This is a genomic window from Glutamicibacter arilaitensis Re117, assembly GCF_000197735.1.
Classification (GTDB): Bacteria; Actinomycetota; Actinomycetes; order Actinomycetales; family Micrococcaceae; genus Glutamicibacter; species Glutamicibacter arilaitensis.
The window spans coordinates 2,065,123-2,091,777 of sequence record NC_014550.1; the positions used below are offsets into that span (position 1 = coordinate 2,065,123).

Below are 26,655 nucleotides of genomic sequence, written 5' to 3' on the forward strand. Positions count from 1 at the left end.
CATTGGTTCTCACCAGACACACAGAAAGGCTCCTTAAGATGAAAAAGCCCTCGGCGGAATTTCCCGCTTTCCTATGAACTTATGGAATAGTCAAAACATGGTTTCATCACTAGAAAATAGCCATAGCTCGGGCGTGTTGCCCTGGTGGGCTAAGGAACGCGGCTTCGGGCTGTTCATCATCGTCACCGGGTTCATCTCCTGGCTCGCCGCCGGCATTTTGGTCTTGGAACGCCTTGAGCTCTATAAGAACCCCGATTACATCACCAGCTGCGATATCAATCCTTGGGTTTCCTGCGGCACCGTAATGAAATCAGAGCAGGCCGGGATCTTCGGCTTCCCCAATCCCTTCTTCGGGATCGTTTGCTTCGCCGTTGTCATCACCGTGGGCTTCGCCTTGCTGGCTGGGGCATCCAACCTCAAGCGCTGGTTCTGGCTGTGCTTCCAAGTCGGCGTCACCGCAGCGATGGGTTTGGTCATCTGGTTCTGGTCCCAGGCACTGTATGAGATCAACGCGCTGTGCCCTTACTGCATGGTGGTGTGGGCGATGACGATCCCGCTGTTCGTCTTTACGACCGCTCGCAATGTGTTGACCGGGGTAATTCCTGCCGGCGCTGGGGTGAAGAAGTTCTTCGCCGAGTGGAGCTGGATCATTACCGCCATCCTCTGGGTGCTCATAGCCGCTTCGATCGTTCTGCGTTTCCCCCTGGCTTTCTTCGGCTAGGGACCTGCTACTTAGCCCCTGACTTCCACGGGACCGCTGCCTCGGCAGCGGTCCCGTGGTGCTTTAATCTGTTCATCCAGCGCAGGGGCAATGAGGCTGAGCAGCCATGGATGTGTCACTGTTTGTTGCGCCTCGGCGCGTCGACCTGCAAATTTATGCCTGAATTCCAACTTCGATCTGCGCCATTGCCGAATTCCAGGTTGATCGAAAGGTTTCGCCATCAACGATTTCACACGTGCCATCAAGCTGAACCCGGTAGGTTAGAAGCATGGCAAGTGACATATGGAACACAGAAAATGCCCAAGACTACGGAATCAACCTGCTGATTTCCGAGCACCTGCGGCTGCGGGAATTGCAAGAAGAAGATCTTGCATTCCTCACCCAGTGGTGGAACAGCCCAGAATTCATGGCTTTGCAGGGCAACTTGGTCCTCCCCCACCCAATCACCGAAGCCGCAGAGCTATTCAAATCGCGCAGCCTGAACCGCGGGACCACCGACGGTGTTGGCCTTTCGATCACGCTGCCCGATGACACGCTGATCGGGCATACGGCTTTGTACAACTACAACGCACCGGCGCGTTCGGCAGAGCTGATGATCATGATCGGCGGTTCGAACGTGGGCCAGGGCTACGGCACCATGGCAACCAAGATGATCATCGATTACGGTTTCCGCGAGATGGGCCTGAACCGCATCGGCTTGACCGCGTGGGCCTACAACGAGCGCGCACTGCGCACGTTCAACCGTGCAGGGTTCCGTGAAGAAGGCCGCGTGCGACAGGCCGGGTTCCACGACGGGTCATTCCACGACAAGATCATCATGGGCTTGCTGGCCAAGGAATATTTCATGGGTTGATTCGATCCTCCGGCTGAATCCGGCTTCATTCAACGCGGCGGTCCTGCAATTGCAGGGCTGCCGATTTGTCTACCATCGTGTCCCACCTGCGCTTCTTGAACCTTTCGGTAAGCCTCAAGGCCGATGCCCGGGGCAAAAATCAACCTTTCGGTGTTGCCTCGAAGGCAACTCAAGTCGCTAGCCTATTGTTAGAGCTATCAGTATTAGATAACAAGGAGCGACTATGGCTTTTTTCCGTAAGGTCAGGCCTGCCCAGTTGTTGAAGAAGCAACAGCAACCCGACAAGCCGACGCCTGCTGAGTACCATCGTGTTCCAGCCAAGGACGCCAAACCAGATTTCACGGTCACCAGTTTGTGGACGGACTTGCTAGGACGCTTGGGCATTCGAAGCGCACAGCTTTTGATCGTCGGCGCGCTGGCAACCTTCCTGATCATCGGCATGCTGCGGCTGACGATGATCGTGATCCCGACGTTGCTGGCCGTCATCATTTCCTGTGCGTTGTGGCCCCTGGTGATCAAGCTGCGCAGGGTCGTTTCCCCGATGCTTGCGGCGTGGATCGTGTTCCTGGGTTCGTTGCTGATCCTCGGCGGCATTGGCACCGGCTTGGTTTTCTCGGTCATCAAGGAATGGCCGAAGCTCGTTGATCAAGCTGTCCAGGGCTTCAACCAGCTCAATGAAATGGTCCAGGGATTCATCGGCACCATGCCATTCAACGTCGATCAGAGCCAAATCGATAATGTCGTTGAAACCGTGACCGGCTTCTTGACCAGTTCCCAGTTCGGCACCGGCGCGTTGAATACCCTCAGCGCCGCCGGCAGCTTCGTGACAGGGATGATTTTGCTTCTGGTCATCTTGTTCTTCTTCCTGAAGGACGGCGACAAGATCTGGGCCTTCGCCGTGTCCTGGACCCCGCGCCACTACCGCAATAAGTGGATCCTCTCCGGAGACCGCGCACTGCGCACCTTCGGCGGCTACATCCGCGGCACGGCCACTGTCGCAGCGGTGGATGCCTTGGGCATCACCGCTACGCTGCTGATCGTGCAGGTGCCACTGGCTATCCCGCTGGGCGTTATCGTCTTCCTGGGTTCGTTCGTTCCGATGGTCGGCGCGACCGTGGCCGGTATCCTGGCCACGCTGATCGCTCTGGTTACCAATGGCCCGGTGGTGGCACTGATCGTGCTTGCCGCGGTGATCCTGGTCAACCAGCTGGAAGGCAACTTCCTTCAGCCGGTCGTCATGGCCAACGCCCTGAGCCTGCATGCATTGGTCGTCTTGATGGCCCTGACCGCCGGCACCGTCTTGGCTGGCATCGTCGGAGCGGTCCTGTCGGTGCCGCTGGTTGCAGCTTCGTGGGCTGTGATCAAGGTGTGGACCGGACGAGATAAGTCCGATGCCGTGGCTGAAGCCAGCGAGGACATCAAGTCCGAAGTTGAAATCCACGAAGAGGAAGAGGCTTTCGAAAAGCTCGAAGCCAAGGTAGCTCATAAGGAATCGACTAAGGGTTCCGAGTAGAAGTCGATGCTGGGGGTGCTCTTGCATAGCAGGGGCACCCTTTCTCGTGCCCATAAATACTCTGGATCGAATTATTACCAACTAATTCAAAACTAGTTTGCCACGCCGCCAGCCCCGGTTTCTCGGGGTATTTTGCTCGGCGCATGCCATTCGGAAGCTAAACCTACGTTGCCGTGGATGTGGTTTGTGTGTTTAATGTGACTGGAGTGATGAAAGTGGAGCGACGTGGGATGCGCAAGCACCTTGAGAAGTTTTGCTGCATGTCTTCGTTTTCCCCAACAGGGAAAATCCCGCGCCAGGCTTCGCCCGCAATCAATGCGCTAACGCGCACTGAAGACTGGGAGGTATCCACGTGCTGGAATACAGCAACGACGGAGCAGATAAGTATTTTTCGCACATAGTCGGGCCAATCACCGACCATCACCAGGTGGTCAGGATCGGCTCCGCAGAGCAGCAGCCGCTGGAAGCGTCCGCGCCGTCCATCGCAGGCCCTGCGCAGAATGCGGCCTCTGGGCAGAGCGCTATGCTCGCCCAGGACAGCTTGGATGACTGGTTCTAGAAACCGATTCCGGGCATGAAAAATCCCGGCAGTTCAAAACTGCCGGGATTTTTCTATTTCAGCTTACTTGCCGAACCAGATGCCGATTTCGCGCTCTGCGGACTCAACCGAGTCCGAGCCGTGGACCAGGTTCTGCTGGACCTTCAGGCCCCAGTCGCGGCCGAAGTCGCCACGGATGGTGCCCGGAGCAGCAGTGGTCGGATCGGTGGTGCCTGCCAGCGAGCGGAAGCCCGGGATGACGCCCTGGCCTTCAGCTACGATCGCTACCACTGGGCCGGAGAGCATGAACTCAACCAGCGGCTTGTAGAACGGCTTGCCTTCGTGCTCTGCGTAGTGCTCGGCGAGCAGTTCGCGAGTCGCTTCCAGCTGCTGCAGCTTGGCGATGGCGTAGCCTTTGGCTTCAATGCGGGCAAGGATCTGTCCGGTCAAACCGCGCTTGACGCCGTCTGGCTTGACCAGGATCAGGGTACGTTCAGTCATGTGACTACCTCTTCGTATCGTTGATGTACTTCTTAGGTTCTTAGGCTTGCTCGGGGTTGGCTTGTTCCCAGGCTTCTTGGGCGGCGGCGCGGCGCTTGTTCTCCACGTCGATTTCCTCGCCCTTGTACAGCGCGTACCACCAGCACAGGGCGAAGGCCGCTGCCAGATAGAACATGTCCACCAGCAGGAAGCCGGACAGGAAGAACACTACCTGCAGGGCCCAGCCGATGATGTAGCCGATCTTCTTGCCCAGCAGAGCGCAGTTGAAGATGCACAGCAGAGCAAGCACGGCGCCGAGGCTGAGCACGACTACCGGTTCCCCGCCGCGCTTGAGCCCGAAGGCCGCCAGGGTCACGAACACCGCGAGCAGCGCTTCGCAGACCAGCACGGTAGATGCGAACATCATCTTCGTGGAGCGCTGCTTCTTCTTCATGCCAGGACGCCACTCGCGCTGGGCGCGGGTGAGTTTTGCCATTAGGATTCGCCTCCCTTGAGCAATAGTGAAATCTCGCCCACCAGTGTAATCGAACCGGTGACCAGCACGCCGCCTGAGAGATCATTGCCGGCCTCGGCACGGCCTACCGACCACTCGATGGCGTCTTCCAGGTTCTCGGTCACGTGGATGTCCTCTTCAGGCCAGCCAGCTTCGATCGCCATGGTGGACAGCTCGCCGGCCGGGATGGCGCGCGGCGAGGACGACTGGGTAATGCAGATGTCTTCAACCATGTCGCCATACTCTTCACGCATGGTGTAGAGCATCGCTTCGGCGTCCTTCTCCGCCAGGATGCCAACCATCAGCACCAGGCGGGTGAAGCCGAAGGATTCCTTGATGGCCTCCGCGGTGACACGGATGCCGTCAGGATTATGCCCGGCATCGACCAGGATGCTCGGCGCGCCGCGGACCAGTTCCAACCGGCCCGGGCTGGTCACCGCGGCAAAGCCGTCGCGGACCAGATCGGCGTTCAGCTCGCGCTGGCCGCCGCCGAGGAACGCTTCCACCGCGGCCAAGGCCACGGTGGCGTTCTGCGCCTGGTGGGCACCGAACAGCGGCAGGAAGATCTCGTCGTAGCGCGCGGCCTGGCCCTGGATGGACAGCAGCTGCCCGCCCACGCCGTGCTGGCGATCCAGCAGCTTGAAGTCCAGGGTGTCGAAGACGGCCGGCACTTCCAGCTCGCGGGCGCGGGCCAGCAGCACATCGGCGGCGTCCACCGGCTGCACCGAGGAGACCAGGTAGCCGCCGGGCTTGAGGATCCCGACCTTTTCCTGGGCGATCTCCCCTGGGGTGTCCCCCAGCAGGTCGGTGTGGTCCAGCGAAATCGGGGTGATCACCGAAACGTCGCCATCGGCCACGTTGGTGGCATCGGTGATGCCGCCCAAGCCGACTTCGAGCACCACGACATCCACGGGCGCCTCGGCGAAGATCGCGAAAGCCAGGACAGTGATCGCTTCGAAGTAGGTGAGCTTGTTCTCGCCGCGTTCCACCAGTTCGGCGTCCACGATCTCGATGAACGGGCTGATCTCATCCCAGACGCGCACGAAGGTTTCCTCGTCCACCGGTGCACCGTCAATGGCGATGCGCTCGGTGACCGACACCAGATGCGGCGAGGAGTAGCGGCCGGTACGCAGATCGTGCGCTTCAAGCAGCGACTCGATCATGCGGGCGGTCGAGGTCTTGCCGTTGGTGCCGGTGATGTGGATGACCGGGCAGGCCTTATTCGGCTCGCCCAGGACCTCCATGGCACGGAACATCGGTTCCATGCGCGGTTCCATCTTGTTTTCCGGCGCGCGGGCCAATAGCTGCGCGTAGACGCGGTCCAGGTCGCTCACTAGTTGGCCTCCGCTTTGTCAGTTTCCAGCCTGGCCACGGTGACCGGTTCGCCTGCAACCGAATCATCGGCAACCAGTTCCAGCTGCGCGGTCAGGGTTTCCCCGGCGACCAGTTCGCGGTTGGCTTCCAGTGCGGTGATGGTTGCCGCGTTGGCGGTGATCACGGTGCGGATGCGGTCCGAGACCTGCAGGTCCGCGTCCTTGCGGGCGGACTGGATGGATCGGATCATGTCGCGGGCGGTGCCTTCGGCGGCCAGCGCTTCGGTAACCTCGGTGTCCAGCACCAGGAAGCCGCCGTCGATGACTGCTGCGGCGATTTCGCCGGCTGCATCCACCACGGTGTCCAGGGTGTACTCGCCCTCGGCCAGTTCCAGGCCGCCTGCGGTGACCACCCCGTCGGTGACCGACCAGTCCCCGGACTTGGCCCCCTTGATGGCCTGCTGAACGTTCTTGCCCAGGCGTGGGCCGGCGGCGCGGGCGTTGACGACCAGCTGCTGGCTGATGCCGTAGCTGGCCGCGTCCACTCCTTCGGCGTCGATCAGGGTGACGGCCTTGAGGTTCAGCTCGTCCTTGATGATCGAGGCGTAGGTGCCTTCCAGGCGGGCTGCATCGGTGAGCACGACCTTCAGCTCAGCCAGTGGCAGGCGCACGCGCAGGTTCTTGACCTTGCGCAGCGAGGAGCCCACCGAGCAGATCTTGCGGGTGGTTTCCATGGTTTCCAGCAGCGCGGTGTCGGTTGGGAATTCGCTGGCTTCTGGCCAGTCTTCCAGGTGCACCGAGCGCTTGCCGGTCAGCCCGCGGAAGATCTCTTCGCTGGCCAATGGCAGCAGCGAAGCGGTGACCTTCACCAGGGTTTCCAGTGCGGTGTACAGGGTGTCGAAGGCCTGGGTGTCTTCATCGAAGAAGCGCTGGCGGCTACGGCGCACGTACCAGTTGGTCAGCGTGTCCATGTAGTGGCGCACGGCCTCGGTGGCATCGGAGACCTCATAGGAATCCAGCGCCTCGGTGACTTCGCGCACCAGCTGGCCGGTGGCGGCCAGCATGTACTGGTCCAGCGGGTCGGTGGAGTCCATCGAGCGCTTGGCCTCGTAGCCGGCTCCGTTGTTCGCGGAGTTGGTGTAGAGGTTGAAGAAGTGCCAGACGTTCCACAGCGGCAGCAGTACCTGGCGCACGCCGTCGCGGATGCCCTGTTCGGTTACGACCAGGTTGCCGCCGCGCAGGATCGGGCTAGCCATCAGGAACCAGCGCATGGCATCGGAACCGTCGCGGTCCAGGACCTCGGTGACATCCGGGTAGTTGCGCAGGGACTTGGACATCTTCTGTCCGTCCGAGCCCAGCACGATGCCATGGGAGATTACGTTGGTATAGGCCGGGCGGTCGAAAAGCGCGGTGGAGAGCACGTGCATGGTGTAGAACCAGCCACGGGTCTGGCCGATGTACTCCACGATGAAGTCAGCCGGGTGATGGCCGGAATCGAACCATTCCTGGTTGTTGAATGGGTAGTGCACCTGGGCGTACGGCATCGAACCGGAGTCGAACCAGACATCGAGCACGTCTTCCACGCGCTTGAGGGTCCCGCCTTCGGCACAGCCCTCGTGGGCCTTGGTCAGCTCGTCGATGAATGGGCGGTGCAGGTCAGGCTGGCCTTCGTGGTTCACCGGCAGGCGGCCGAAGAAGTCCTGCATTTCCTGCAGCGAGCCGAAGACTTCGCGGTGCTCGCATTCGGCGCCGGTGCATTCCCACACTGGGATCGGCGAACCCCAGTAGCGGTTGCGCGAGATGGACCAGTCGCGGGCGTTTTCCAGCCACTTGCCGAACTGGCCGTGCTTGACGTTGCCCGGGATCCAGTTGATCTGCTCGTTCAGCTCTACCATGCGGTCCTTGAACTTGGAGACCTCGACGTACCAGGAGGAGATCGCGCGGTAGATCAGCGGCGTGCGGCAGCGCCAGCAATGCGGGTAGGAGTGCTCGTAGGAGGCCTGCTTGATGAGCTTGGCCTCGTCCTTGAGCACGTTGGTGATGGTCTTGTTGGCGTCGAAGACCTGCACGCCGACAATCTCGGCCAGCGGGCCGTTGCCGAAGACCGGCAGGAACTTGGCGCCCTCGTCGACCGAGAGGATGACCGGGATGCCGTGCTCTTCGCAGACCTTCTGGTCATCTTCGCCATAGGCCGGAGCCTGGTGGACGATGCCGGTACCGTCGGCCACGGTGACGTAGTCGGCGGTGAGAATCTGCCAAGCGTTTTCGGTGCCGTACTTCTCGGTGTCGGTGTAGGTGTCCCACAGCGGCTGGTAGCGCACGCCGGCCAGCTGCTCGCCGGTGTAGCTGGCGGTGATGGCCGCGGCGGCTTCCTTGGCGTCCTTGTAGCCCAGGTCCTTGGCGTAGGAGCCGAGCAGGTCGCGGGACAGCAGGAATGGACCGGCGGCAGCCGAAGCCTTCACGCCGGCTTCGCCTGCAGGAACCACGACGTAGTCGATCGATGGGTGCACGGCCAGTGCGGCGTTGGTTGGCAGGGTCCATGGGGTGGTGGTCCAGGCCAGAGCCTGCACGCCGGCAAGTTCCTTGGAAGCTTCGGTTTCACCGGCAAGGATGGTGAAGCCAACGGTGACGGTCTGGTCCTGGCGGTTCTTGTAGACGTCGTCGTCCATGCGCAGCTCGTGGTTGGACAGCGGGGTCTCGTCCTTCCAGCAGTATGGAAGCACGCGGAAGCCCTTGTAGGTCAGGTCCTTGTCCGAGAGCTGCTTGAAGGCCCAGATGACCGATTCCATGAACTCGACGTTCAGGGTCTTGTAGTCGTTTTCGAAGTCGACCCAGCGAGCCTGGCGGTTCACGTACTGCTTCCACTCATCGGCGTACTTCATCACCGAGGTGCGGCAGGCGTCGTTGAACTTGTCGATGCCCATGGCTTCGATCTGCTTCTTGTCGGTCATGCCCAGCTGCTTCATGGCTTCCAGCTCGGCAGGCAGGCCGTGGGTGTCCCAGCCGAAGCGGCGCTCCACGCGCTTGCCGCGCTGGGTCTGGTAGCGGGCTACCAGGTCCTTGACGTAGCCGGTGAGCAGGTGGCCGTAGTGCGGCAGGCCGTTAGCGAAAGGAGGGCCATCGTAGAAGACGAATTCTTCGCCCTCACGCTGGTCGATGGAGGCCTGGAAAGTGTCGTCGTTCTTCCAGTATTCGAGGACGCGCTTCTCAAGATCTGGGAATCGCGGTGAAGCCGGGGTCGAACCGGTTGGGTCAGTAGTGACCTTCGGGTAGAAGCTCATCGAATGGGCCGTCCTTCAAGCGTAGGGTCGATAAATCCTTGCCTACGAGGACGGCGAAATTGCCGCGGTACCACCCCGCTTATCCCCCACCAAGATGATGGGGAATCGCTTATCTTCAGCTGTGACGGGCTGGTCCCGTTCGGTTCTACTTGGCGAACATGAGGTTCGCGGTTCTTCCGAAGACTCACCGGTGATAGCCGGATCAAAGTCGCAGTCCTTATATCCTACCGCGTGATGCGCCAGCAGAAAATTCCCGGCAGCCTTCCAAATGCAAGTGAGCGCAGGCTCACAGCTCGGCGAGCGCAGAACACCCGCTCCACCCGAAACACCATTCGAGCATAGTTTCGAACCGGTTTCGTCTGACCTGCAGCAGAGTACAGTGACCCATGGCTTCGCGACCCGCGCTACGGGCAGGAACAAGCTAATGAACACGATAGAAAGGCGCGACAATGTGGGCTGAATACGGAATGGATGGAGCCGATGCACTGCGCATCGTGCTTTCCGCGGCAGGCTTGTATCTACTGGTTCTGGTTTTGATTCGCACTCTGGGTCAACGCACCATGGCAAACCTGTCCAGTTTCGACTTCGCGGCGGTTGTAGCCATCGGCGCAGTCGTGGGACGCGCGATCCTCGGCTATTCCCCAACCTTGGCCGCCGGCGCTCTGGCACTGGTGACCTTGCTAGTCTTGCAGGCGCTCACCGGGCAACTACGCAAATTCCCCATGGGGCGGGCCACCGTGAACAACAAGGCATACTTGCTCATGGCCGGACGCGACATGCTCCAACGCAATCTGCGGCGTACTCATGTCTCTGAGAACGAAATCATCGAGAAGCTGCGACTCAGCGGTGTGCGCAGCCGCGACGAGGTCGCGTGCGTGATCTTGGAGGGTACCGGACAGATCAGCGTGCTGCGCGCAGGGGTCGCTATCGAACGCGATCTATTGGAAAATGTGCGCGGCTCCGAGCTGATCCCCGATCATCTGCTGGCTGAGCCACGCGCTTAGCTCCTGAGGGCGCCCGGAGAACCTGCGCCGGCTTTAGTAGGCTGATTCCCATGAGTACCACCGCGCAGCCTTGGGCTGACCCGCAGCAACAGCACCGTTATTTCGGCTCCCCCGCACTTTTGCGCTGGGGCCAGCACCTGGTCACCTTCATCTTGGTGCTCATCGTGCTGCTGCGGGTCTTCGCCAGCGGGCAGCACCCTTGGCTCTCTCTTGGCCTCTCGATCCTTTTCGTCGCCTGGTATTCGGCCGGATTCATCCGCATGGCACGCAGCCAGGCGAAGCTCCTGCCTGCCTGGTGGTTGGCGGTACTGCTAGTTATCTGGGTGGCCAGCTTGGCGTCCTCTCCCGAGTTCATGTGGCTGGCGTTCAGCCTCTGGCTGCTACTTGGCCACCAGCTCCCCCTGTTGCCCTCGATTCTCTGGTCAGTAGTGGTCTATGCCTTCACTCTCCTGGCGCCGTACCTGCACAACCTGGAAGTGACTCTGGCAGCCGCAGCCGGCCCCCTGGTCGGCGGACTCTTCGCTTGGGGCATCTCCCGCGGCTACCTGCAGATGGAGCGCGATGCTGAGGTGCGCACATCCTTGGTGGATTCACTGGTGCGCGCCCAACAGGAAATGGCGGACCTGCAAGGAGAGTTGGCCCGCTCCCAGCATGAAGCCGGCATCGCCACCGAACGCACCCGACTGGCCCGGGAAATCCATGACACCGTCGCCCAGCAGCTCTCCTCCATCGGATTGCATGCCAAAGCGGCGGAAGCTTCCAAGGATCCAGCAGCCGCCACCGCTGCACTGAGCCGGATCGATGAGCTTTCCGGGCAGGCGCTGACTGACTTGCGTCGCATCATCGCCGCCTTGGCCCCTGCAGAACTTGATTCTCAGGCGCTCGCCGGTGCCTTGGGTCGTATCTTGGAGAACTTCAAGACAGATTCGAAGCTGCAGACCCGTTTGGATATCGAGCCGGGGCTACCCGCGTTGCATCCCAATGTGCAGATCGCGCTGCTGCGCACTGCCCAGTCCGCCCTGTCCAATGTGCTGCGCCACGCCCAGGCTTCTACGGTGGCGCTCAGCCTGGGCTCCAGCGGCGACGAGGTACGTTTGGATATTGTCGATGACGGTATCGGCTTCATTCCGAACACTGGCCGCACGCAGACCAGTACGCACACCGGCGGGTTCGGCCTGACCGCAATGAATCAGCGCCTGCGCGAACTCGGCGGTGGTTTGGACGTTGAAAGTTCACCCGGTGAAGGCACCGCACTGTGCGCCCACCTTCCGCTTCGCTTAGCAAAGGACAACTCATGATCCGGATCCTGTTGGTTGATGACCATCCCATCGTGCGTACCGGGCTGCGCGCGCTATTCGAGAACTATGAGGACATCTCGGTCATTGGCGAAGCTTCCAGCGGCGAGGAAGCGGTGCAGTTCGTCAAGGCCAACCCCGTCGATGTGGTGCTCTGCGACTTGCGCCTAGGTGCTGGCATGAACGGTGCGCAAACCACCGCCGCGATCCGCCAACTTTCCAAGCCGCCCTTTGTGCTGATCCTGACCACCTTCGACAAGGACTCCGAGGTGCTCGCCTGCATCGAGGCTGGGGCCGCCGGCTACCTGCTCAAGGATGTCAGCGCCCAGACGATCGTGGATTCAATCCGCCAAGCCGCTCTCGGCAATGTGGTTCTGGCTCCGGAGATGACCCAGCGCGTTGTCGAAGGCATGCGACGACCCAAGGTGGAGCTGACCAAGCGCGAAAAGGATGTACTGGTCCAGCTTGCCACCGGAGCAGCTAATAAGCAGATCGCCAAGGCCCTGTTCGTCTCGGAGGCAACGGTCAAAACCCACCTGGTCCACATTTTCGACAAGCTTCAGGCAACCACGCGAACCGACGCGATCAACAAGGCTCAAGACCTCGGATTGCTGTAGCTGATCAATAGAATTAAGGTGACACGCCGACGGTCATCTCAACCTTTCGGTTGAACTTTTATTCACCCCATTCCACGATGGCCTAAGCTGCGAAATCTCATTAACTGGAACTATGAAAGTTCCAGTTATCTCCCGGGTCGGCGATTCGCTGACCAGCCGCCGCTCAGCTCGTATTTGGGCCGCCGCAGTTTTTGCAGTGATCCTCGTGCTCTTCGGCGCACTGAGCAGCATCCAAGCACCAACCCGTTCGGCTAGCTCCTTGGTCGAAGGCTCCGACTCGGCGCAGGTCGCCGAACTCCTGGCAGCCAACACCAGCGACTCGAAGAGCTCGGCCCTGCTGGTGGCCAGCCGCACCGATGGCCACGCACTGAGCGAAGCCGACAACACTGCCATCGATAAGCAAGCCGTTGCGCTAAGCCAAGACGCGGAGGTTGCAGCGGGCCGCACCATGGCCAGCGAAGACCAGCAGGCAGCGATGGTTCCACTGACCTGGGACACGGTCTCCGATACTGCTGACCGCCAGAAGCTAAATGAGATCCGCAACTGGATCCAAGAACATCCCATTCAGGAGCTGTCCGTGCAGGTCACTGGTGCTACCGCCTTCGCAGTTGATATCACCAATGCGTTCGCCGGGGCGGACTTCACCTTGCTGGCCGTGACGGTGGGCATCGTGGCAGTTTTGCTGATCCTCACCTACCGTTCGCCGGTACTCTGGCTGATCCCGCTTCTCGTCGTGGCCATCGCCGATCGCAGCGCCTCGCTAGTGGCGAATTTGCTCGGCAACGCCTTCAACTTGACCTTCGACTCCGGCGTGCTCAGCGTGCTGGTCTTCGGCGCCGGCACCAACTACGCATTGCTGCTGATCTCCCGCTACCGCGATGAACTGCAGAAGAACGATGACCACCGCCAGGCACTTTCCAAGGCCTGGGCAGCCAGCTTCGAAGCGATCCTGACCTCGAACCTCACCGTAGTGCTGGCCCTGCTGACTTTGGGACTGGCCGTCATGGAAGATACCCGCGGTCTGGGCATCGTCTGCGCCGCCGGCTTGCTGATCGCCGCAATCTTCGTGCTGTTCCTCCTTCCACCGGTCTTGGCCATGTGCGGGCGAAAGGCCTTCTGGCCGTTGATCCCCCGGCCAGGACAGGAAAGCAAGAAGGAAAACTTCTTCGGACGTGCTGCTCGTGCTGTCATGACCCGTCCGGGCCTGAACCTGGCAGCGTTGGCGGTATTGCTCATGGTTCTGGCTGGAGCGTTGACCGGTACCCGCATCGGCTTGGACCAGACCCAGCAGTTCCGCACCGCCACCGAGTCCTCCAGCGCGATGCAGACTCTGGCCGAGCACTTCCCAGCTGGCGAAACCCAGCCGATCACGATATTGGCACAGGGAACCGCCATCCAGGCACTGCGCGATGAATTCTCCGGGGTCGAAAACGTCAAGCGCGTTGGCGAATCCACTCAGCTGGGCACCACGCAATGGCAGCAGGTCTCTGTCATCTCGGCTGTCGAGCCCAGCTCGGCGATGGCACAGGATCTGGTAGCCGACCTGCGTGATGCAGCGGCAACCGAGAGCGCAGGGCAGGTGCTGATCGGCGGGCAGAGCGCTGAACAGCTTGATTCGCACCAGATGCACCTGCGCGATCTGTTCGTGATCGCGCCACTGATCATGGTCATCTGCTTCGTGATGCTCGGCTGGCTGACCCGATCCTGGCGAACCGCACTGGCCTTAGGCCTGGTCAATCTGCTCAGCGCGGCCACGGCCGTCGGTTTGGGTTCTCTGGTGTCCTCGGCAGTCTTCGAAGCCGACGCACTCGATGTCCAAGTGCCGCTGCTGGCCTTCGTCTTCTTGGTCGCCTTGGGCGTGGATTACACCATCTTCCTGACCCAGCGCGTGCGCCAAGACGCGCAGTCACTAACGCTGCGTGAAGCGGTGGTACTGGCTGCAAGCCGCACCGGTTCGGTGATCACCAGCGCTGGACTTGTGCTGGCCGGTGTCTTCGCGGCTCTGGCCACCTTGCCGCTGACCGTATTGGGCCAGCTGGGCCTGATCGTCGGACTCGGCGTCCTGCTGGACACCTTCGTCGTTCGCACCTTGCTGCTACCGGCGCTGTTCGCAGTCCTGGGTTCAAGCAAGCATCCACTCTTCGGCACAACTTCCTCCCCCGCAAAAGCAACCGCAGAACCAACCGTTCAGAAAGAAAACAAAATCAATGCGTAAGCTCGTGAATTTCTCCTTCGCCTACATGGTCCTCGGTGTAGGTTCCGGTCTCTTCTACCGTGAATTCACCAAGATGAACGACTTCCCTGAAGGCCAATGGACCCAGCTCTCCGTAGTCCACACCCACCTGTTGGTGCTGGGCTTCATCATCTTGCTGCTGGTGCTCCTTTTGGAAAAGGCTTTTGGACTCAGCCAGCACCGCAAGCTCTTCGCCTGGTTCATGGGAACCTACAACGCCGGGGTCATCTTGACCGGAGGCATGCAGCTGACCCACGGAATCATGACCGTGCTGGGCGTGGAATCCTCAAAGATGATTTCCGGTATCGCCGGGCTGGGACACATGTCTATCACCGCAGGCATGATCTTGCTGTTCATCATGCTGCGCCGCAGTGTTAGCGCTCAGAAGCCAGTCCAAAAGGTTGAGCTGGCCGGCTAACTCAACGACAAACCACAGCGGAACTGAAACTCGGCCCAGACGAAGATCGTCTGGGCCGAGTTCGCACGCGCTTCTGGCGTCCACTGCCAAGGCCCCGAAAAATGGCCACTTGGCTAAGGATAAAACGATCCGGAGCTGCTATAGATTGAACTAACAATCTTTCTCCCAGGAGCGGTCATGAGCGGCGAATTCTTTTCCATCGTGGATACCGAAACCACCGGGCTATTCCCCGGAGGGAACGACCGCATCGCCGAAATTGCGATAGTCACCATGAATCGGCAGGGCACGATAGTCGACTCTTGGGAAACATTAATCAACCCGCAACGCGATCTTGGCAAGCAATCAATCCATCGCATCCAGAGCCGCGATGTGCTCGATGCACCCAGCTTCAAGGACCTGGCAGAAGAACTGCATTGGAGGCTTTCGGGCACAGTGCTCGTGGCGCATAATCTGTCCTTCGATTCCAGATTCCTTGAGGCTGAATTCCGCAAGTGCGGCCTGCCGGTGCCCGAGACATTCCTGGCGCAAGGTATGTGCACCATGCGAATGTCCCACCGCTACCTTCAAGGCGCAGGCCGTTCGCTTCAAGACTGCTGCGATTCCTTTGGCATCGACTTGCAACAGGCCCACAGTGCAGTGGGAGATGCGACGGCCACAGCGACATTGCTTTCGCGCTACATGGAACTGGATCCCGATGAACCAGAATGGGACGGGCGGCTACGCCTCGCCGCGGCCGGGCGGTGGTTTGATTCCATGCCTCGTTCGCGAGTCGCGCCAGTCAAGCGCTCCCAGTACAGAACGGAATCCGCCGGGCATTTCCTTGAAAAGCTTGCAGCCCGGCTCCCGGAATTTTCGGGCACGGCTACGGAGGAGAACTACTTTGCCGTACTGGATTTAGCATTGATGGACCGCTATGTATCAGCCCATGAAGAAGCCCAGCTGCTCCAGACCGCCGCTGACATTGGCTTGGATAAGCACCAGGCCCTGAGACTGCACGAACTGTACTTCCAACAGCTTGTCGCAACAGCTTGGTCCGATGGCGTGCTGACCGAAGACGAAATAGCCGATCTGGTCAAAGTCATCGGATTGCTAGGACTTCCATCGCAACTAATCGAAGTAGCCAAGGTGCCACCTGTGGCTTCCGAGGATAAAGAGCCCATCCGCAAACCGCAGGGCAATCATCAGCTCGATCCCGGCGCCATGGTGGTGCTCACCGGAGATATGACACGCCCGCGTTCGGAGATTGAAGCTCAGCTAGCGTCCGCAGGGTTCACTCCTCATCGCGCGATCACCAAGAAAGTAGCCTTGTTGGTGGCCGCTGATCCTGATTCGCTCTCCGGCAAGGCCAAGAAAGCACGCGACTACGGCATCCCTGTTGTTGGCGAAGAATATCTCTGGAACACGTTGCTCAGCTGATACCTGCACCAGGTGCAGCAATGGGCGGTGTCCCTCGGCTAATTTGCCGAGGGACACCGCCCATAGTTGTTAGAGCCCGGGGTGAAACTTACAGGCTCTCAACCAATTTTTTTGCCGAAGAGAATTCCATCATCTCTTCGCGCTCTACGACCTTGACGCGGTCACGAGTGATCTCGCCGAAACGAGTCGAAACGGTGCCGGCTGCAGCGCCCAGTTCCTTCTCGTGTGCATCCAGGTTCTTCCAGCCATCCCAGTTGGAGAAGTTCACGCCACGGCTTTCGAGCAGATCCGCGATCTTCTGGGAAGAATCAGGCTCAGCCAGCTTGGTGAGGTCTTCCAGCAGGTGGGTGATGGTTTCCAAGGCGTCGCCCTTGGTGTGGCCGATCAGGCCGATTGGACCACGCTTGATCCAGCCGGTGGCATACAGGCCAGGAACGTGAGTGCCAGAAGCATCAAGTACGCGGCCTTCCACGTTTGGAAGCACGCCCTTGGCACCGTCGTATTCGATGTCATTGACAGCCGAACCGAAGTAGCCCACGGCGCGGTAGATGGCCTGCAGCGGGTATTCGATGAATTCGCCGGTGCCACGCGCGCCGCCGTTGCCATCGAGCTCGTTGCGCTCTACCTTGAGGCCGGTGACCTTCCCGTCTTCGCCCAGTACCTCGACTGGCGACTGCAGGAAGTGCAGGTGCAAGCGGCGCGAGGCGCTTGGAGCTTCTTCGCGCTCTTCCTGCTCGATCAGCCAGTTGGTCAGGGTGGAGACCATGGTCTTGGTCTGGTTATTGGTCTTCATGGCTTCATCCGAAGCCTTGTCGAACTCGAAGTCCTCTGGGTACAGGACGATGTCAACGTCCTTGGAGTGCGAGAGTTCGCGCAGTTCCAGCGGGGTGAACTTCACCTGGGCCGGGCCACGGCGGCCGAAGACATGCACGTCGGTGACGGCCGAGTCATTGAGCTGCTCGTAGATGTGCTCAGGGATTTCGGTCTCCAGCAGCTGGTCAGCGTGCTTGGAAAGGATGCGAGCTACGTCCAGGGCAACGTTGCCATTGCCGATGACAGCAACTTCCTTGGCCGACAGGTCCCAGTTCTTGTCAACATCTGGGTGTGCGTCATACCAGGACACGAAGTCGGCGCCGCCGAAGGAACCTTCAAGGTCGACACCTGGGATGTTCAGGTCTGCGTCCTTCTGGGCACCGGTGGAGATGATCACTGCGTCGTAACGGGTATTCAGGTCTTCCAGCGAGATGTCGCGGCCCAAGCCGACGTTGCCGTAGAAGTCGATCCAGTCGTTGTCCAGCACCTTGTGCAGGGCGTTGATGATGCCCTTGATACGCGGGTGATCCGGGGAAACGCCGTAGCGGATCAGGCCGAAAGGCGTAGGAAGCTCGTCGAAGAGGTCAACGTGCAGCTTCAGTTCACCCGATGCGACCGGCTGGCTCTTGTTGAGCAGGTCAGCGGCGTAGATGCCGGCCGGACCGGCACCAACGATGGCAACACGCAGCGCCCGGGAAGTGAGGTGCTCAGGGACGATAATTTCACTCATCAAACAACTTCTCTTTCTTAGTCAACGAATGAGGCCGGCGCGGTGGCATCGGCATTCTCTAGCGGCAGGAGGTCTACCAGTTGGTCGGAGGCTTCCGGGGCTAGCCGAACGACGTCACCAATAACGATAACGGCCGGATTCGCCACTGCGGCCTTGCGGGCGCGCTTTACTATCCCTTCTAGCGTACCGATAGTTGTGCGCTGCGTCTGTGAGTAACCTCGCTCAACTATCGCAATTGGTGTACTTGACGGTAAACCACGGGTAAGCAAAGTCTCAACAATTTGTGGCAAATTCGATACTCCCATCAGCACAGCGAGGGTGTGATTGGCGCGAATCGGCACGTCCGCGAGTTCACTGTGGCCGCTGACCACGGTAAAGCCGGCCGCAATGCCCCGGTGGGTGACGGGAATGCCAGCGGCCATGGGCACGGAGACAGCACTGGTAATGCCGGGAATCACTCGCGTAGGGATCCCGTATTTCGCGGCGTAGAGCATTTCCTCGCCGCCGCGGCCAAGTACAAACGGGTCGCCACCTTTAAGGCGAACTACCCGCTTCCCCTCTAAAGCGTACTTGACTAGTAATTCATTGGTTTCATCCTGGGTTTTGACGTGGCAGCCTGGTGACTTGCCCACATCGATGACCACCACATCATCGGAAAGTTCTGCCAGCAAGGCGGTAGGTCCGAGCTTGTCGGCTAAGACTACTTCCGCGGCGAGCAGGGCCTTATAGCCGGCGACGGTAATCAGCTCGGGATCCCCAGGTCCACCGCCAATCAGGGTGATATGCCCTTTAGCCATTGTTTTCTCCCGTTCGGGTCATTCCGCGATCGGCCATGAGTTTGCGTTCGATCGGGGCGAAGAATAAAAGTTCGATAAGTACGCCAACAAGCAAAATGGTCAATATGACCAACATCACCAACGGCAGGTCTGCAAGGTCTCGGCCGCGTTGCAGCAAGGAGCCAACGCCCAGGGCCAGTGATCCGCCGACCGCAATCAGTTCTGCTGCCATCAAGGATCTCCATGCGAAGGCCCAGCCTTGCCGCAGCCCTGCCACATAGCCAGGCAGAGCGGCAGGCAACTCGATATGCAGGATGTGTTCGCGCTTGGAGGCACCGAGCACCTTGGATAGCGCCTTGTACTGCGTGGGGATCATGTCGATGCCAGAGAGTAATCCGTTGATAATCGACGGGATCGCACCCAGCAGCAGCACCGTGTAGATGGTCGCGTCGGACAAGCCGAAAAGAATAATTGCCGCTGGCACCCACGCGATGGACGGCAAAACCTGCATGGCCGAAACCAGCGGTCCCACGCCTTGGCGCAAGAGCGGCTGGTGCGCCAATAACAGCGCGATAGGAGTTGCGATCAGCACGGCGATCACGAATCCGCTCAGCGCACGGAACAGCGAGGTGCCCACGGCAGAGACCAGCGAACCGTCAGCCAGCAGTTCTGGCAGCTTGCCTGCCACGGCGACCGGTCCAGGGAACAGATCTTCACGCAAGGGGCTCGCCCAGGAGGCGATTTGCCATAGGCTCAGCAGCACCAGGACGGTCAAGATCGGGGCAACGAAAGCATCAACCTTGCGGCTTGGACGGAGCCGAGTCCGTCCAGGTGCCGCAGTTCTATCCGGCGTTTCGATCAGTGAGCTCATGCTTTCGTTGCTCCTTTCGCAAAATCGTTGTCAGTTCGTTGGCCAGCGCAGCTGATTGCGCCGGATCGTTCCGCAGGTCATCGGTGATGCAACGCGTTTCCAGGATTCTTCCCGGATGCGAGGAGAGCACCAGGATCCGTCCGGCCAGACGAATGGCTTCGCGGACGTTGTGGGTGACGAAGATGATCGTCTTGCCCGTCTGCGCCCACAGGGCCCGCAGCTGCTCATGGAGCATGTCCCTTGTAATGGCATCTAGGGCGGCGAACGGCTCATCCATCAACAAGACCTGGCGGTCCTGGGCCAAGGCCCTGGCCAGGGCAACTCGCTGGCGCATGCCGCCGGAAAGCTCATGGGGTTTCTTTTCCATGGCATGCCCAAGCTGCACTAGTTGAAGCAGCTCGGTCACGCGCCCGGCGCGCTGTGCTACCGGATAGTCCGCAAGTTTCAGCGCCAGTTCCACGTTCTTCCCGGCGGTAAGCCATGGAAGCAGATTGGAATCCTGGAACATGAAGGCCGCCCCGTCTTGAGGGACCTCCAACCAACCTGAGCTAGGTGCCAGCAAACCTGCAATCATATTCAGCAAGGAAGACTTGCCGCATCCGGAGGCACCGAGGACCGCAATGAATTCGCCATCTTCGATCTCTGCGCTCAGCTGGTCGATCACCAATCCGGTGCCGGGGTAAGTCAGTGAGACTTCATTGATTAGAACGCCCATCAGTGCTCCTGCGATGCAATAAAACGAGAGTCAACCAATCCATCGGCCGAGCCAGGCTCACCGATGCCGACCTGGGCCGCGTGGTTAATCAGCGTCTGATAGGTATCGGCCAGCGGATCTTCAGCGAAGGTCACTTCCTCCAAGGCTGCAGAAATCACAGGCTGGGCAAAGCTGCTGCCGTTGGCTGCGTTCAAGGCCTCTTGGACCGCCACGATCTTCTCTTCCTGTTCAGCTGAGTTCAGCCAATCGATTGCTTCCGAGTTCGCCTCAACAAGCTTTTCCACCGTTTCGGGGTGCTCGATCAGGAAGTCCTTGGCAACTACCAGCACGGTGGTCGGGAACTTGCCCTCAGGCCACAGGGAAGACTCATCGACTAATCGATGTCCCTCGTAATTCTCGACAAGCAGAGAGGCGTACGGCTCAGGCACCCCTGCTCCGTCAATCGCGCCGCGCCCGAAGAGCTGGGTGAGCGTGCCATTGGAGCTGGGAGTCACCGTCGCATCATCAAGCAACTCGTTCTCGGCCAGATAATGGCGCAAGGCCACGTCCTGGGTTCCACCGAATTGCGGGGTGGCCAGTTCGGTACCAGCCAAGTCGCTCGGCTCGGCAATATCCTTCTTCACAACCAGGCTGGCGCCACCTGACGCGGCACCGGCAACGATCCGCAGCGAATTGCCTTTACTGGAGATATAGCTGTTCAGTGCAGGGCTGGGACCCAGATAGGCCGCATCGATCGCCCCGGAATTCAGGGCTTCGATGGCTGCCGGACCGGCATTGAAAAGCTGGGGTTCCAAGCCGGTTCCGTCCTGCTCCAATTTGCCTTCAAGCAAGCCTTTGCTATCGGAAATCAGTGCCGGCGCGTGGGTCAGGTTGGCGAAATAGCCCAGCTTGAGCTCAGTTGCCGGACCGCGGTCCGCTGCATGGGCCTGGACCTGGCTCGGACCTGGCACCAGGGTGGTGAGTACGGCTAGCGCGGTCAGCGCCCCCACCCCGGCCAATCCCAGCAGCCTGCCCCGAAACCCGCTTTTGGTTCCTGCTGCTCCTAGGCGGATTCGCGCCCCGTGATCGATTCGATCGGCAGGATCAGGCCGCTGCATGTTCTGCCTCGATGATCCCGGCCGCCAGAGTACGGCCGGATGCGGGGTCGATGAGCAAGAAGCTGCCACCGGTACGCGACACGCTGTATTCATCGATCGCTACAGCAGCCGAGCTGCGCACGGTAATTCGTCCCAGGTCATTGAGCCCCAGGTTCTGCGCCTGCTGGTGGGAGTAGTCCGCCACGTCAATGACGTAGTTGATATCAGCGAGCTTGGCAGCGGCAACCTTGGTGCCGTGCTTGATCAGCACGCGCTGGCCCTTGCTCAACTGCACCGGATCCAGAACGCAGATATTCGCTTGGAATTCCCGCTGAATGCCCGGAAGCTCTCCTGCTACCAAGGTGTCTCCGCGGGCGATATCCAGGTCATTTTCCAGTTCAACCACAATCGCTTCCCCGGCCTGCGCCTGGGGTGCCGCGCCTGCTGGAGTGCTGATGGCCTTGATCCGGGTGCTCACCGGGTGCCCGTTGGAAAGCACCTGCACGGTATCCCCCACGTCCAAGGTTCCATCCACCAAGGTTCCTGCGTAGCCGCGGTAGTCGCGGTACTCTTCTGGGTCCAGACCCGGAGCCAGAGCACCTTGCGGACGCAGCACATACTGGACATCCAATCGGGCGGTGCCCTGCGGCTGTACAGGAGCAAGGTCTTCAAGCAGTCCCAGCAGGGTCGGGCCGGCGTACCAGTTGGCGGTAGCCGATGGCTCGACGATGTTATCTCCCTGAAGCGCGGAGACCGGGATGACAGTCGTTGACTGCAAGCCGAGTTCTTCGGCGAGCACGAGCACTTCGGACTCAATCTGGCTGAAGGCCGCTTCGTCCCAATCGATCAGGTCCATCTTATTCACGGCGATGACCAGCTGCGGTACCCGGAGCAGGGCAAGTACGCCCAGGTGCCGGCGGGTTTGCTCCAATACGCCGTTGCGTGCATCAACCAGCACGATCGCTGCGTCAGCGGTGGATGCTCCGGTGACGGTATTGCGGGTGTACTGCACGTGTCCTGGGCAATCGGCCAGGATGAACGAGCGCTTGTCCGTGGAGAAGTAGCGGTAGGCCACGTCGATGGTGATGCCCTGTTCGCGTTCTGCACGCAGGCCATCGGTAACCAGGGCCAGGTCCAGGGATCCGTCACTGCCGCCAAAGCCGCGTTCGGCGCTGGTGCGGGCAATGTCATCCAGGGAGTCGGCAAGGATTGCCTTGGCGTCGTGCAGCAGGCGGCCAACGAGCGTGGACTTGCCGTCGTCGACCGAGCCGGCGGTGGCGATGCGCAAAAGTGTGGTGGTCATTTTAGAAGTACCCTTCGGTTTTGCGGTCTTCCATTCCCGCGGCGGAAATACGGTCATCGGCTCGGGTGGCCCCGCGTTCGGTGATGGTGGCGATGGCCAATTCATCGAGCACCTTTTCCACGGTGTCCGCGGCGGAGAGCACCGCTCCGGTGCAGCTGGCATCGCCCACAGTGCGGTAGCGCACCTGCTTTACGACGACCGGCTCATCGGCGTTGGGCTGGCTGACCGGAGTCAGGGCCCGCCACATGCCGTCGCGTTCGAAGACCTGGCGGCAGTGCGCGAAGTAGATCGGCGGCAGTTCGATGTTCTCGCGCTGGATGTAGGCCCAGATATCGCGTTCGGTCCAGTTGGAGATCGGGAAGGCGCGCACATGCCAGTCCGGTTCATGCCGTCCGTTGTACAGGCTCCAGATTTCCGGGCGCTGGTTGCGCGGATCCCACACGCCGAACTCATCGCGCAGGGACAGGATGCGTTCCTTGGCACGGGCCTTGTCCTCGTCGCGGCGAGCCCCGCCGAAGACCACATCGAAGCCGTTGGATTCGATGGTGTCCAGCAGCACTCGGGTCTGCAGCCGGTTGCGGGTGCCATCGGGCAGCTCGGTGAGCTCGCCACGGTCGATGTACTCCTGCACGGAACCGACCACGAGGTTCAGCCCGTACTTCTGGACGACCGAATCGCGGAAGTTCAGTACTTCGGCGAAGTTGTGGCCGGTGTCGATGTGCACTACCGGGATGGGCACGCGTCCTGGGAAGACTGCCTTGGCCAGCAAATGCAGTACGACCACGGAGTCCTTGCCGCCGGAAAAGAGCAATCCCGGCTTTTCGAACTCTGCGAGGACTTCGCGGATGATGTGAATTGATTCGGCTTCCAGGGCGTCCAGGACGCTGCGCTGGGTGCCGGTGGCGGCGTTAGCGGTAATGGTCATGATTCGCTCCTTTAGACGTGGATTCCGCATTCGGTTTTGTTCAGTCCAGCCCAGCGTCCGGCACGCGGGTCTTCACCCTCGGAGACCGGGCGGGTGCATGGCTGGCAGCCAATGGATGGGTAGCCGTTGGAGAGCAGCAGGTTCACCGGCACTTGATGCTCGGTGGCGTAGTCGATGAGCTGATCGAAGTTCCAGTCGGCCACCGGATTGAATTTGACCAGTCCGTGCTTCTCATCGAAGGTGACCAGCGGGGTGTTGCTGCGGGTCGGTGCCTCGTCGCGGCGCACTCCGGTAAACCAGGCGCTGTATCCGGCCAGCGAGCCGGCCAGCGGATCCATCTTGCGCATCTGGCAGCAGGCCGCCGGATCCCGGGCGAACAGGTCCTTGCCGTATTTCTCATCTTGTTCGGCCACTGTCAGTTCCGGGAGCACATCGACGATATTCACGTCCAAGGTCTGTGCGACCTCTTGGCGAGTCCCATGGGTCTCGGCAAAGTGGTATCCGGTTTCCAAGAACAGCACGTCGACCTTGGGCAGTTGCATGCTGACCAGATGCGGCAGTACCGCATCGGCCATGGAACAAGCTACAGCTACCTCGTTGGCGCCAAGGTGCTTGGCGGCGAAGGCAACCACTTGCTGCGCGGTCGCATCCCAACCCAATTCGGCGGCACCGAGCTCGGCGATTTCGCGCAATTCAGCTTCGCTGCGGGTACGTACAGGGCTCTGCTGGCTCATTTCAGTTCATCCTCTTCAGCTCGGTGGGCCCACGCTGCGAAGGATTCGCCTTCGGAAGCTGAGGCCGAGTAGTTCTTCACAACCCGCTCGACGTAGTCAGGCAAGTCATCGGCAGCCACTTTCAAGCCGCGCACGGTGCGGCCCATGGCCGCTTCGCCGTTCTCGCGTCCGGCCAAGGTGCCGCCCAGATGCACCTGGAATCCGGAAACCTGTTCGCCGGCTTCATTGGTGATCAGCTGTCCCTTGAATCCAAGATCTGCAGTCTGGATGCGGGCACAGGAGTTCGGGCAGCCATTGACATGCAGGGACAAGGCACGAGGCAGCTTGCCGTCGTGGTCCGCCAGGCGTTCCTCGATCTTTGCAACCGCATCGATCATCGTGTCCTTGGTGTCCACGATGGCCAGTTTGCAGAACTCGATTCCGGTGCAGGCAATCGCCGAACGCTTCAGCAGGCCCGGGTAGGCTTCCAGGCCGAGGGAACGCGCTTCGCCCACGAAGTCCTTGATCTGGTCATGGGCAATATCCAAGGCAAGGATCTTCTGATGCGGGGTAGTCCGCAAGCGCGTGGAGCCCTTGGCTTCCACCAGATCTGCCAGAGCCAGGAGCTTGGATCCCGAGACGCGACCGGCAGGGACAGTCAGTCCGATGTAGAATCGGCCGTCTTTTTGCTCATGGACTCCGCTGTGGTCCCCGGCCTCGGTGGGCTGCGGCGGCAGATCGCAGTCAGGCAGGGCGTAGCCTAGGTATTCATCTTGCAGGACCTGGCGGAACTTCTCGGTTCCCCAGTCAGCCAGCAGGAATTTCAAGCGAGCACGATTGCGCAACCGGCGGTATCCGTAGTCGCGGAAGATCGAGGTGACTGCTTCCCACACGTCCGGCGCCTGCTCTTCAGTCACGAAGGCGCCAAGGCGCTCTCCCAGGCGCGGGTTGGCTGAAGGTCCCCCGCCAACCCACAGGTCATAGCCCGGGCCAAGTTCCGGGTGCTGTGCTGCGATCAGTGCGAAGTCGTTGATCTCGTGCACCACGTCTTGGCTTGGGTGGCCGGTGATGGCGGTCTTGTACTTGCGCGGAAGGTTGGAGAATTCCGGGTTGCCGATATAGCGGCGGGAAATTTCGGCAATGACCGGGGTGGGATCGATGATCTCGTCCTTGGCGATGCCAGCTACCGGGGAACCGAGGATGACGCGCGGCACATCGCCGCAGGCCTCGGTGGTGTGCAGTCCAACGCTTTCAAGCCGGCGCCAGATTTCGGGAACGTCGATGATATCGACCCAGTGCAGCTGGACGTTCTGCCGGTCGGTGAGGTCCGCAGTATCGCGGGCGAAATCCTTGGAGATCTGTCCGATCACGCGCAGCTGCTCGGTGCTCAGCGCCCCGCCATCGATGCGTACACGCATCATGAAGTAGCGGTCTTCGAGTTCTTCAGGGCTCAGCGTGGCGGTTTTGCCGCCGGGGATTCCCTGGGCGCGCTGGGTGTACAAACCCCACCAGCGAAAACGTCCGTGCAGGTCTTCCGGGTCAATCGAGTCGAAGCCCTGCACGGAATAGATCTCTTCAATCCGCTGGCGTACGTTCAAGCCATTGTCGGCGGCCTTCATCTCTTCGCTGGGGTTCAGCGGAGCTTTGCCATCGACTTTCCATTGGCCGTTTGGCTTGGCCGCTCTTTTGGGGCGAGCTGGTGTGGTTGTCTGCGTCATGTCCATCAGCCTAGAAACTGACCCCAGGGGGTCGGCAACCTGCTGATGTCACATGGCTACAGGTTGACTAACGGGTTAGAAGTTCGTCATCTGGAGACATGAAAACCCGCTGCTGAAGAACCTTTTGCAGACGCACAAGGAAACATTGAGCGATCATTACGTCAGGAAGCAACGGGCTTGTCACCACGTCGGCTGCCGTGCTAGCCAGCTTGTGTTGGAAATACCCGTCGGAGAGCAAAGAGCTGAGCACCAGCACTGGACGGTCACTAGCGCTAGCTACGACCTGGGCAATGCGCGGTTCAGCTCCCGCGCAATACCCCACCAGCACTTCTCGCCCGAGAAGGTCGGTAAGTTGAGCTGCCAGGTGCTTGACCTGGTCCTGCCCGACTTCCAGCCTGGTTCCCGCGGCCGCCAAGATGACCTGCGGGTCGTTTTCAAGATGCTCAGCGGCGCGCTGGGCCAAGACCGCTGCCAGTTCCGGAAGCGGGCCCAGCGGCTGGGCGGCGAAGGTATTAGGGCGCGAGGAGACTGCCTGGGCAATATCGTGCGTCGTGTGCACGCCGTCGGAAACCAACAGTGGCAGGACCACTGCTGGTTCGTCGTGCGGCAGCCCGGAGATGACCGATTCAAGCCGAGGTTGCTGAACGTCCACGTAGGCTTCATGCCACTGCAGCAGGCCCGGGTATAGTTTTGCGCTCTGTGCTTCGAGTTCTGCGCGCAGATCATGGATCAGTTGTTGCCCGTTGGCGTTATCCGTGCCGTGGGATGTTGCTACGACATTGATTTTTTGCTGTTTTACTTGGTTCATGAATCGGTCCT

24 protein-coding genes are annotated in these 26,655 nt (G+C 60.4%); 10 read left to right on the forward strand and 14 right to left on the reverse strand.

What is annotated here, in order from left to right; translation table 11 throughout:
• The first annotated feature begins 97 nt into the window (after positions 1-97).
• From AARI_RS09920 to AARI_RS09935, 4 genes are all read left to right on the forward strand, one after another.
• Positions 98-721, forward strand: coding sequence for a vitamin K epoxide reductase family protein (locus tag AARI_RS09920; protein ID WP_013349165.1), 624 nt, complete (start codon positions 98-100; stop codon positions 719-721).
• A 268-nt stretch (positions 722-989) separates the two neighbouring features.
• Positions 990-1,574: a GNAT family N-acetyltransferase gene (locus tag AARI_RS09925; protein WP_013349166.1), complete on the forward strand. Its 585-nt coding sequence runs from the start codon at positions 990-992 to the stop codon at positions 1,572-1,574.
• Between the two features lie 223 nt (positions 1,575-1,797).
• Positions 1,798-3,087, forward strand: coding sequence for an AI-2E family transporter (locus AARI_RS09930; protein ID WP_013349167.1), 1,290 nt, complete (start codon positions 1,798-1,800; stop codon positions 3,085-3,087).
• Between the two features lie 352 nt (positions 3,088-3,439).
• The gene (locus tag AARI_RS09935) at positions 3,440-3,646 is read left to right on the forward strand and encodes a hypothetical protein (RefSeq protein WP_013349168.1); all 207 of its coding nucleotides are present in this window, start codon (positions 3,440-3,442) and stop codon (positions 3,644-3,646) included.
• Positions 3,647-3,709: 63 nt separating this feature from the next.
• On the opposite strand, the gene ndk is transcribed toward AARI_RS09935, so the two are convergent.
• The 4 genes from ndk to ileS are packed head-to-tail and all read right to left on the reverse strand — an operon-like array spanning position 3,710 to position 9,213.
• Positions 3,710-4,126 (reverse strand): nucleoside-diphosphate kinase, encoded by a 417-nt coding sequence (gene ndk / locus AARI_RS09940; protein ID WP_013349169.1) that lies wholly within the window; start codon positions 4,124-4,126, stop codon positions 3,710-3,712.
• A 40-nt stretch (positions 4,127-4,166) separates the two neighbouring features.
• A complete protein-coding gene (locus tag AARI_RS09945; protein ID WP_013349170.1) occupies positions 4,167-4,601 on the reverse strand; it encodes a DUF4233 domain-containing protein in 435 nt (144 codons plus the stop codon).
• Entirely contained in the window at positions 4,601-5,953 is a 1,353-nt protein-coding gene (locus AARI_RS09950) for a bifunctional folylpolyglutamate synthase/dihydrofolate synthase (RefSeq protein WP_013349171.1), read from the reverse strand. The genes AARI_RS09945 and AARI_RS09950 overlap by 1 nt, the downstream gene beginning before the upstream one ends.
• Positions 5,953-9,213 carry an isoleucine--tRNA ligase gene (gene ileS / locus AARI_RS09955; protein WP_013349172.1) on the reverse strand — a complete coding sequence of 1,087 codons (3,261 nt, stop codon included), beginning with the start codon at positions 9,211-9,213 and terminating at the stop codon, positions 5,953-5,955. The genes AARI_RS09950 and ileS overlap by 1 nt, the downstream gene beginning before the upstream one ends.
• A gap of 449 nt (positions 9,214-9,662) precedes the next feature.
• Between ileS and AARI_RS09960 the strand changes: the two genes are divergently transcribed.
• From AARI_RS09960 to AARI_RS09985, 6 genes are all read left to right on the forward strand, one after another.
• On the forward strand, positions 9,663-10,217 hold the full coding sequence (locus AARI_RS09960) for a DUF421 domain-containing protein (RefSeq protein ID WP_013349173.1): 555 nt from the start codon (positions 9,663-9,665) through the stop codon (positions 10,215-10,217).
• Positions 10,218-10,267: 50 nt separating this feature from the next.
• A complete protein-coding gene (locus tag AARI_RS09965; protein WP_013349174.1) occupies positions 10,268-11,515 on the forward strand; it encodes a sensor histidine kinase in 1,248 nt (415 codons plus the stop codon).
• Positions 11,512-12,129 (forward strand): response regulator, encoded by a 618-nt coding sequence (locus AARI_RS09970; RefSeq protein ID WP_013349175.1) that lies wholly within the window; start codon positions 11,512-11,514, stop codon positions 12,127-12,129. Before AARI_RS09965 ends, AARI_RS09970 begins: the two co-directional genes overlap by 4 nt.
• A gap of 112 nt (positions 12,130-12,241) precedes the next feature.
• Complete coding sequence (locus tag AARI_RS09975) at positions 12,242-14,344, forward strand: MMPL family transporter (protein WP_013349176.1); 2,103 nt, start codon at positions 12,242-12,244, stop codon at positions 14,342-14,344.
• On the forward strand, positions 14,337-14,780 hold the full coding sequence (locus tag AARI_RS09980; protein ID WP_041648808.1) for a DUF2871 domain-containing protein: 444 nt from the start codon (positions 14,337-14,339) through the stop codon (positions 14,778-14,780). Before AARI_RS09975 ends, AARI_RS09980 begins: the two co-directional genes overlap by 8 nt.
• A 177-nt stretch (positions 14,781-14,957) precedes the next feature.
• Positions 14,958-16,196: an exonuclease domain-containing protein gene (locus AARI_RS09985; protein ID WP_013349178.1), complete on the forward strand. Its 1,239-nt coding sequence runs from the start codon at positions 14,958-14,960 to the stop codon at positions 16,194-16,196.
• An 88-nt stretch (positions 16,197-16,284) separates the two neighbouring features.
• On the opposite strand, the gene AARI_RS09990 is transcribed toward AARI_RS09985, so the two are convergent.
• From AARI_RS09990 to AARI_RS10035, 10 genes are all read right to left on the reverse strand, one after another.
• The gene (locus AARI_RS09990) at positions 16,285-17,739 is read right to left on the reverse strand and encodes an FAD-dependent oxidoreductase (RefSeq protein ID WP_013349179.1); all 1,455 of its coding nucleotides are present in this window, start codon (positions 17,737-17,739) and stop codon (positions 16,285-16,287) included.
• A 17-nt stretch (positions 17,740-17,756) separates the two neighbouring features.
• The gene (gene cobA / locus AARI_RS09995; RefSeq protein ID WP_013349180.1) at positions 17,757-18,536 is read right to left on the reverse strand and encodes a uroporphyrinogen-III C-methyltransferase; all 780 of its coding nucleotides are present in this window, start codon (positions 18,534-18,536) and stop codon (positions 17,757-17,759) included.
• On the reverse strand, positions 18,529-19,386 hold the full coding sequence (locus tag AARI_RS10000) for an ABC transporter permease (RefSeq protein ID WP_013349181.1): 858 nt from the start codon (positions 19,384-19,386) through the stop codon (positions 18,529-18,531). Before AARI_RS10000 ends, cobA begins: the two co-directional genes overlap by 8 nt.
• A complete protein-coding gene (locus AARI_RS10005; protein WP_013349182.1) occupies positions 19,358-20,101 on the reverse strand; it encodes an ABC transporter ATP-binding protein in 744 nt (247 codons plus the stop codon). Before AARI_RS10005 ends, AARI_RS10000 begins: the two co-directional genes overlap by 29 nt.
• Entirely contained in the window at positions 20,101-21,198 is a 1,098-nt protein-coding gene (locus AARI_RS10010; protein ID WP_013349183.1) for an ABC transporter substrate-binding protein, read from the reverse strand. The genes AARI_RS10005 and AARI_RS10010 overlap by 1 nt, the downstream gene beginning before the upstream one ends.
• Entirely contained in the window at positions 21,185-22,480 is a 1,296-nt protein-coding gene (locus AARI_RS10015; RefSeq protein ID WP_013349184.1) for a sulfate adenylyltransferase subunit 1, read from the reverse strand. Before AARI_RS10015 ends, AARI_RS10010 begins: the two co-directional genes overlap by 14 nt.
• Before the next feature lies 1 nt (position 22,481).
• Entirely contained in the window at positions 22,482-23,405 is a 924-nt protein-coding gene (gene cysD / locus AARI_RS10020) for a sulfate adenylyltransferase subunit CysD (protein ID WP_013349185.1), read from the reverse strand.
• An 11-nt stretch (positions 23,406-23,416) separates the two neighbouring features.
• A complete protein-coding gene (locus tag AARI_RS10025; RefSeq protein ID WP_013349186.1) occupies positions 23,417-24,139 on the reverse strand; it encodes a phosphoadenylyl-sulfate reductase in 723 nt (240 codons plus the stop codon).
• A complete protein-coding gene (locus AARI_RS10030) occupies positions 24,136-25,836 on the reverse strand; it encodes a nitrite/sulfite reductase (RefSeq protein WP_013349187.1) in 1,701 nt (566 codons plus the stop codon). The genes AARI_RS10025 and AARI_RS10030 overlap by 4 nt, the downstream gene beginning before the upstream one ends.
• A 67-nt stretch (positions 25,837-25,903) precedes the next feature.
• The gene (locus AARI_RS10035; protein ID WP_013349188.1) at positions 25,904-26,644 is read right to left on the reverse strand and encodes a sirohydrochlorin chelatase; all 741 of its coding nucleotides are present in this window, start codon (positions 26,642-26,644) and stop codon (positions 25,904-25,906) included.
• Between the last annotated feature and the right edge of the window lie 11 nt (positions 26,645-26,655).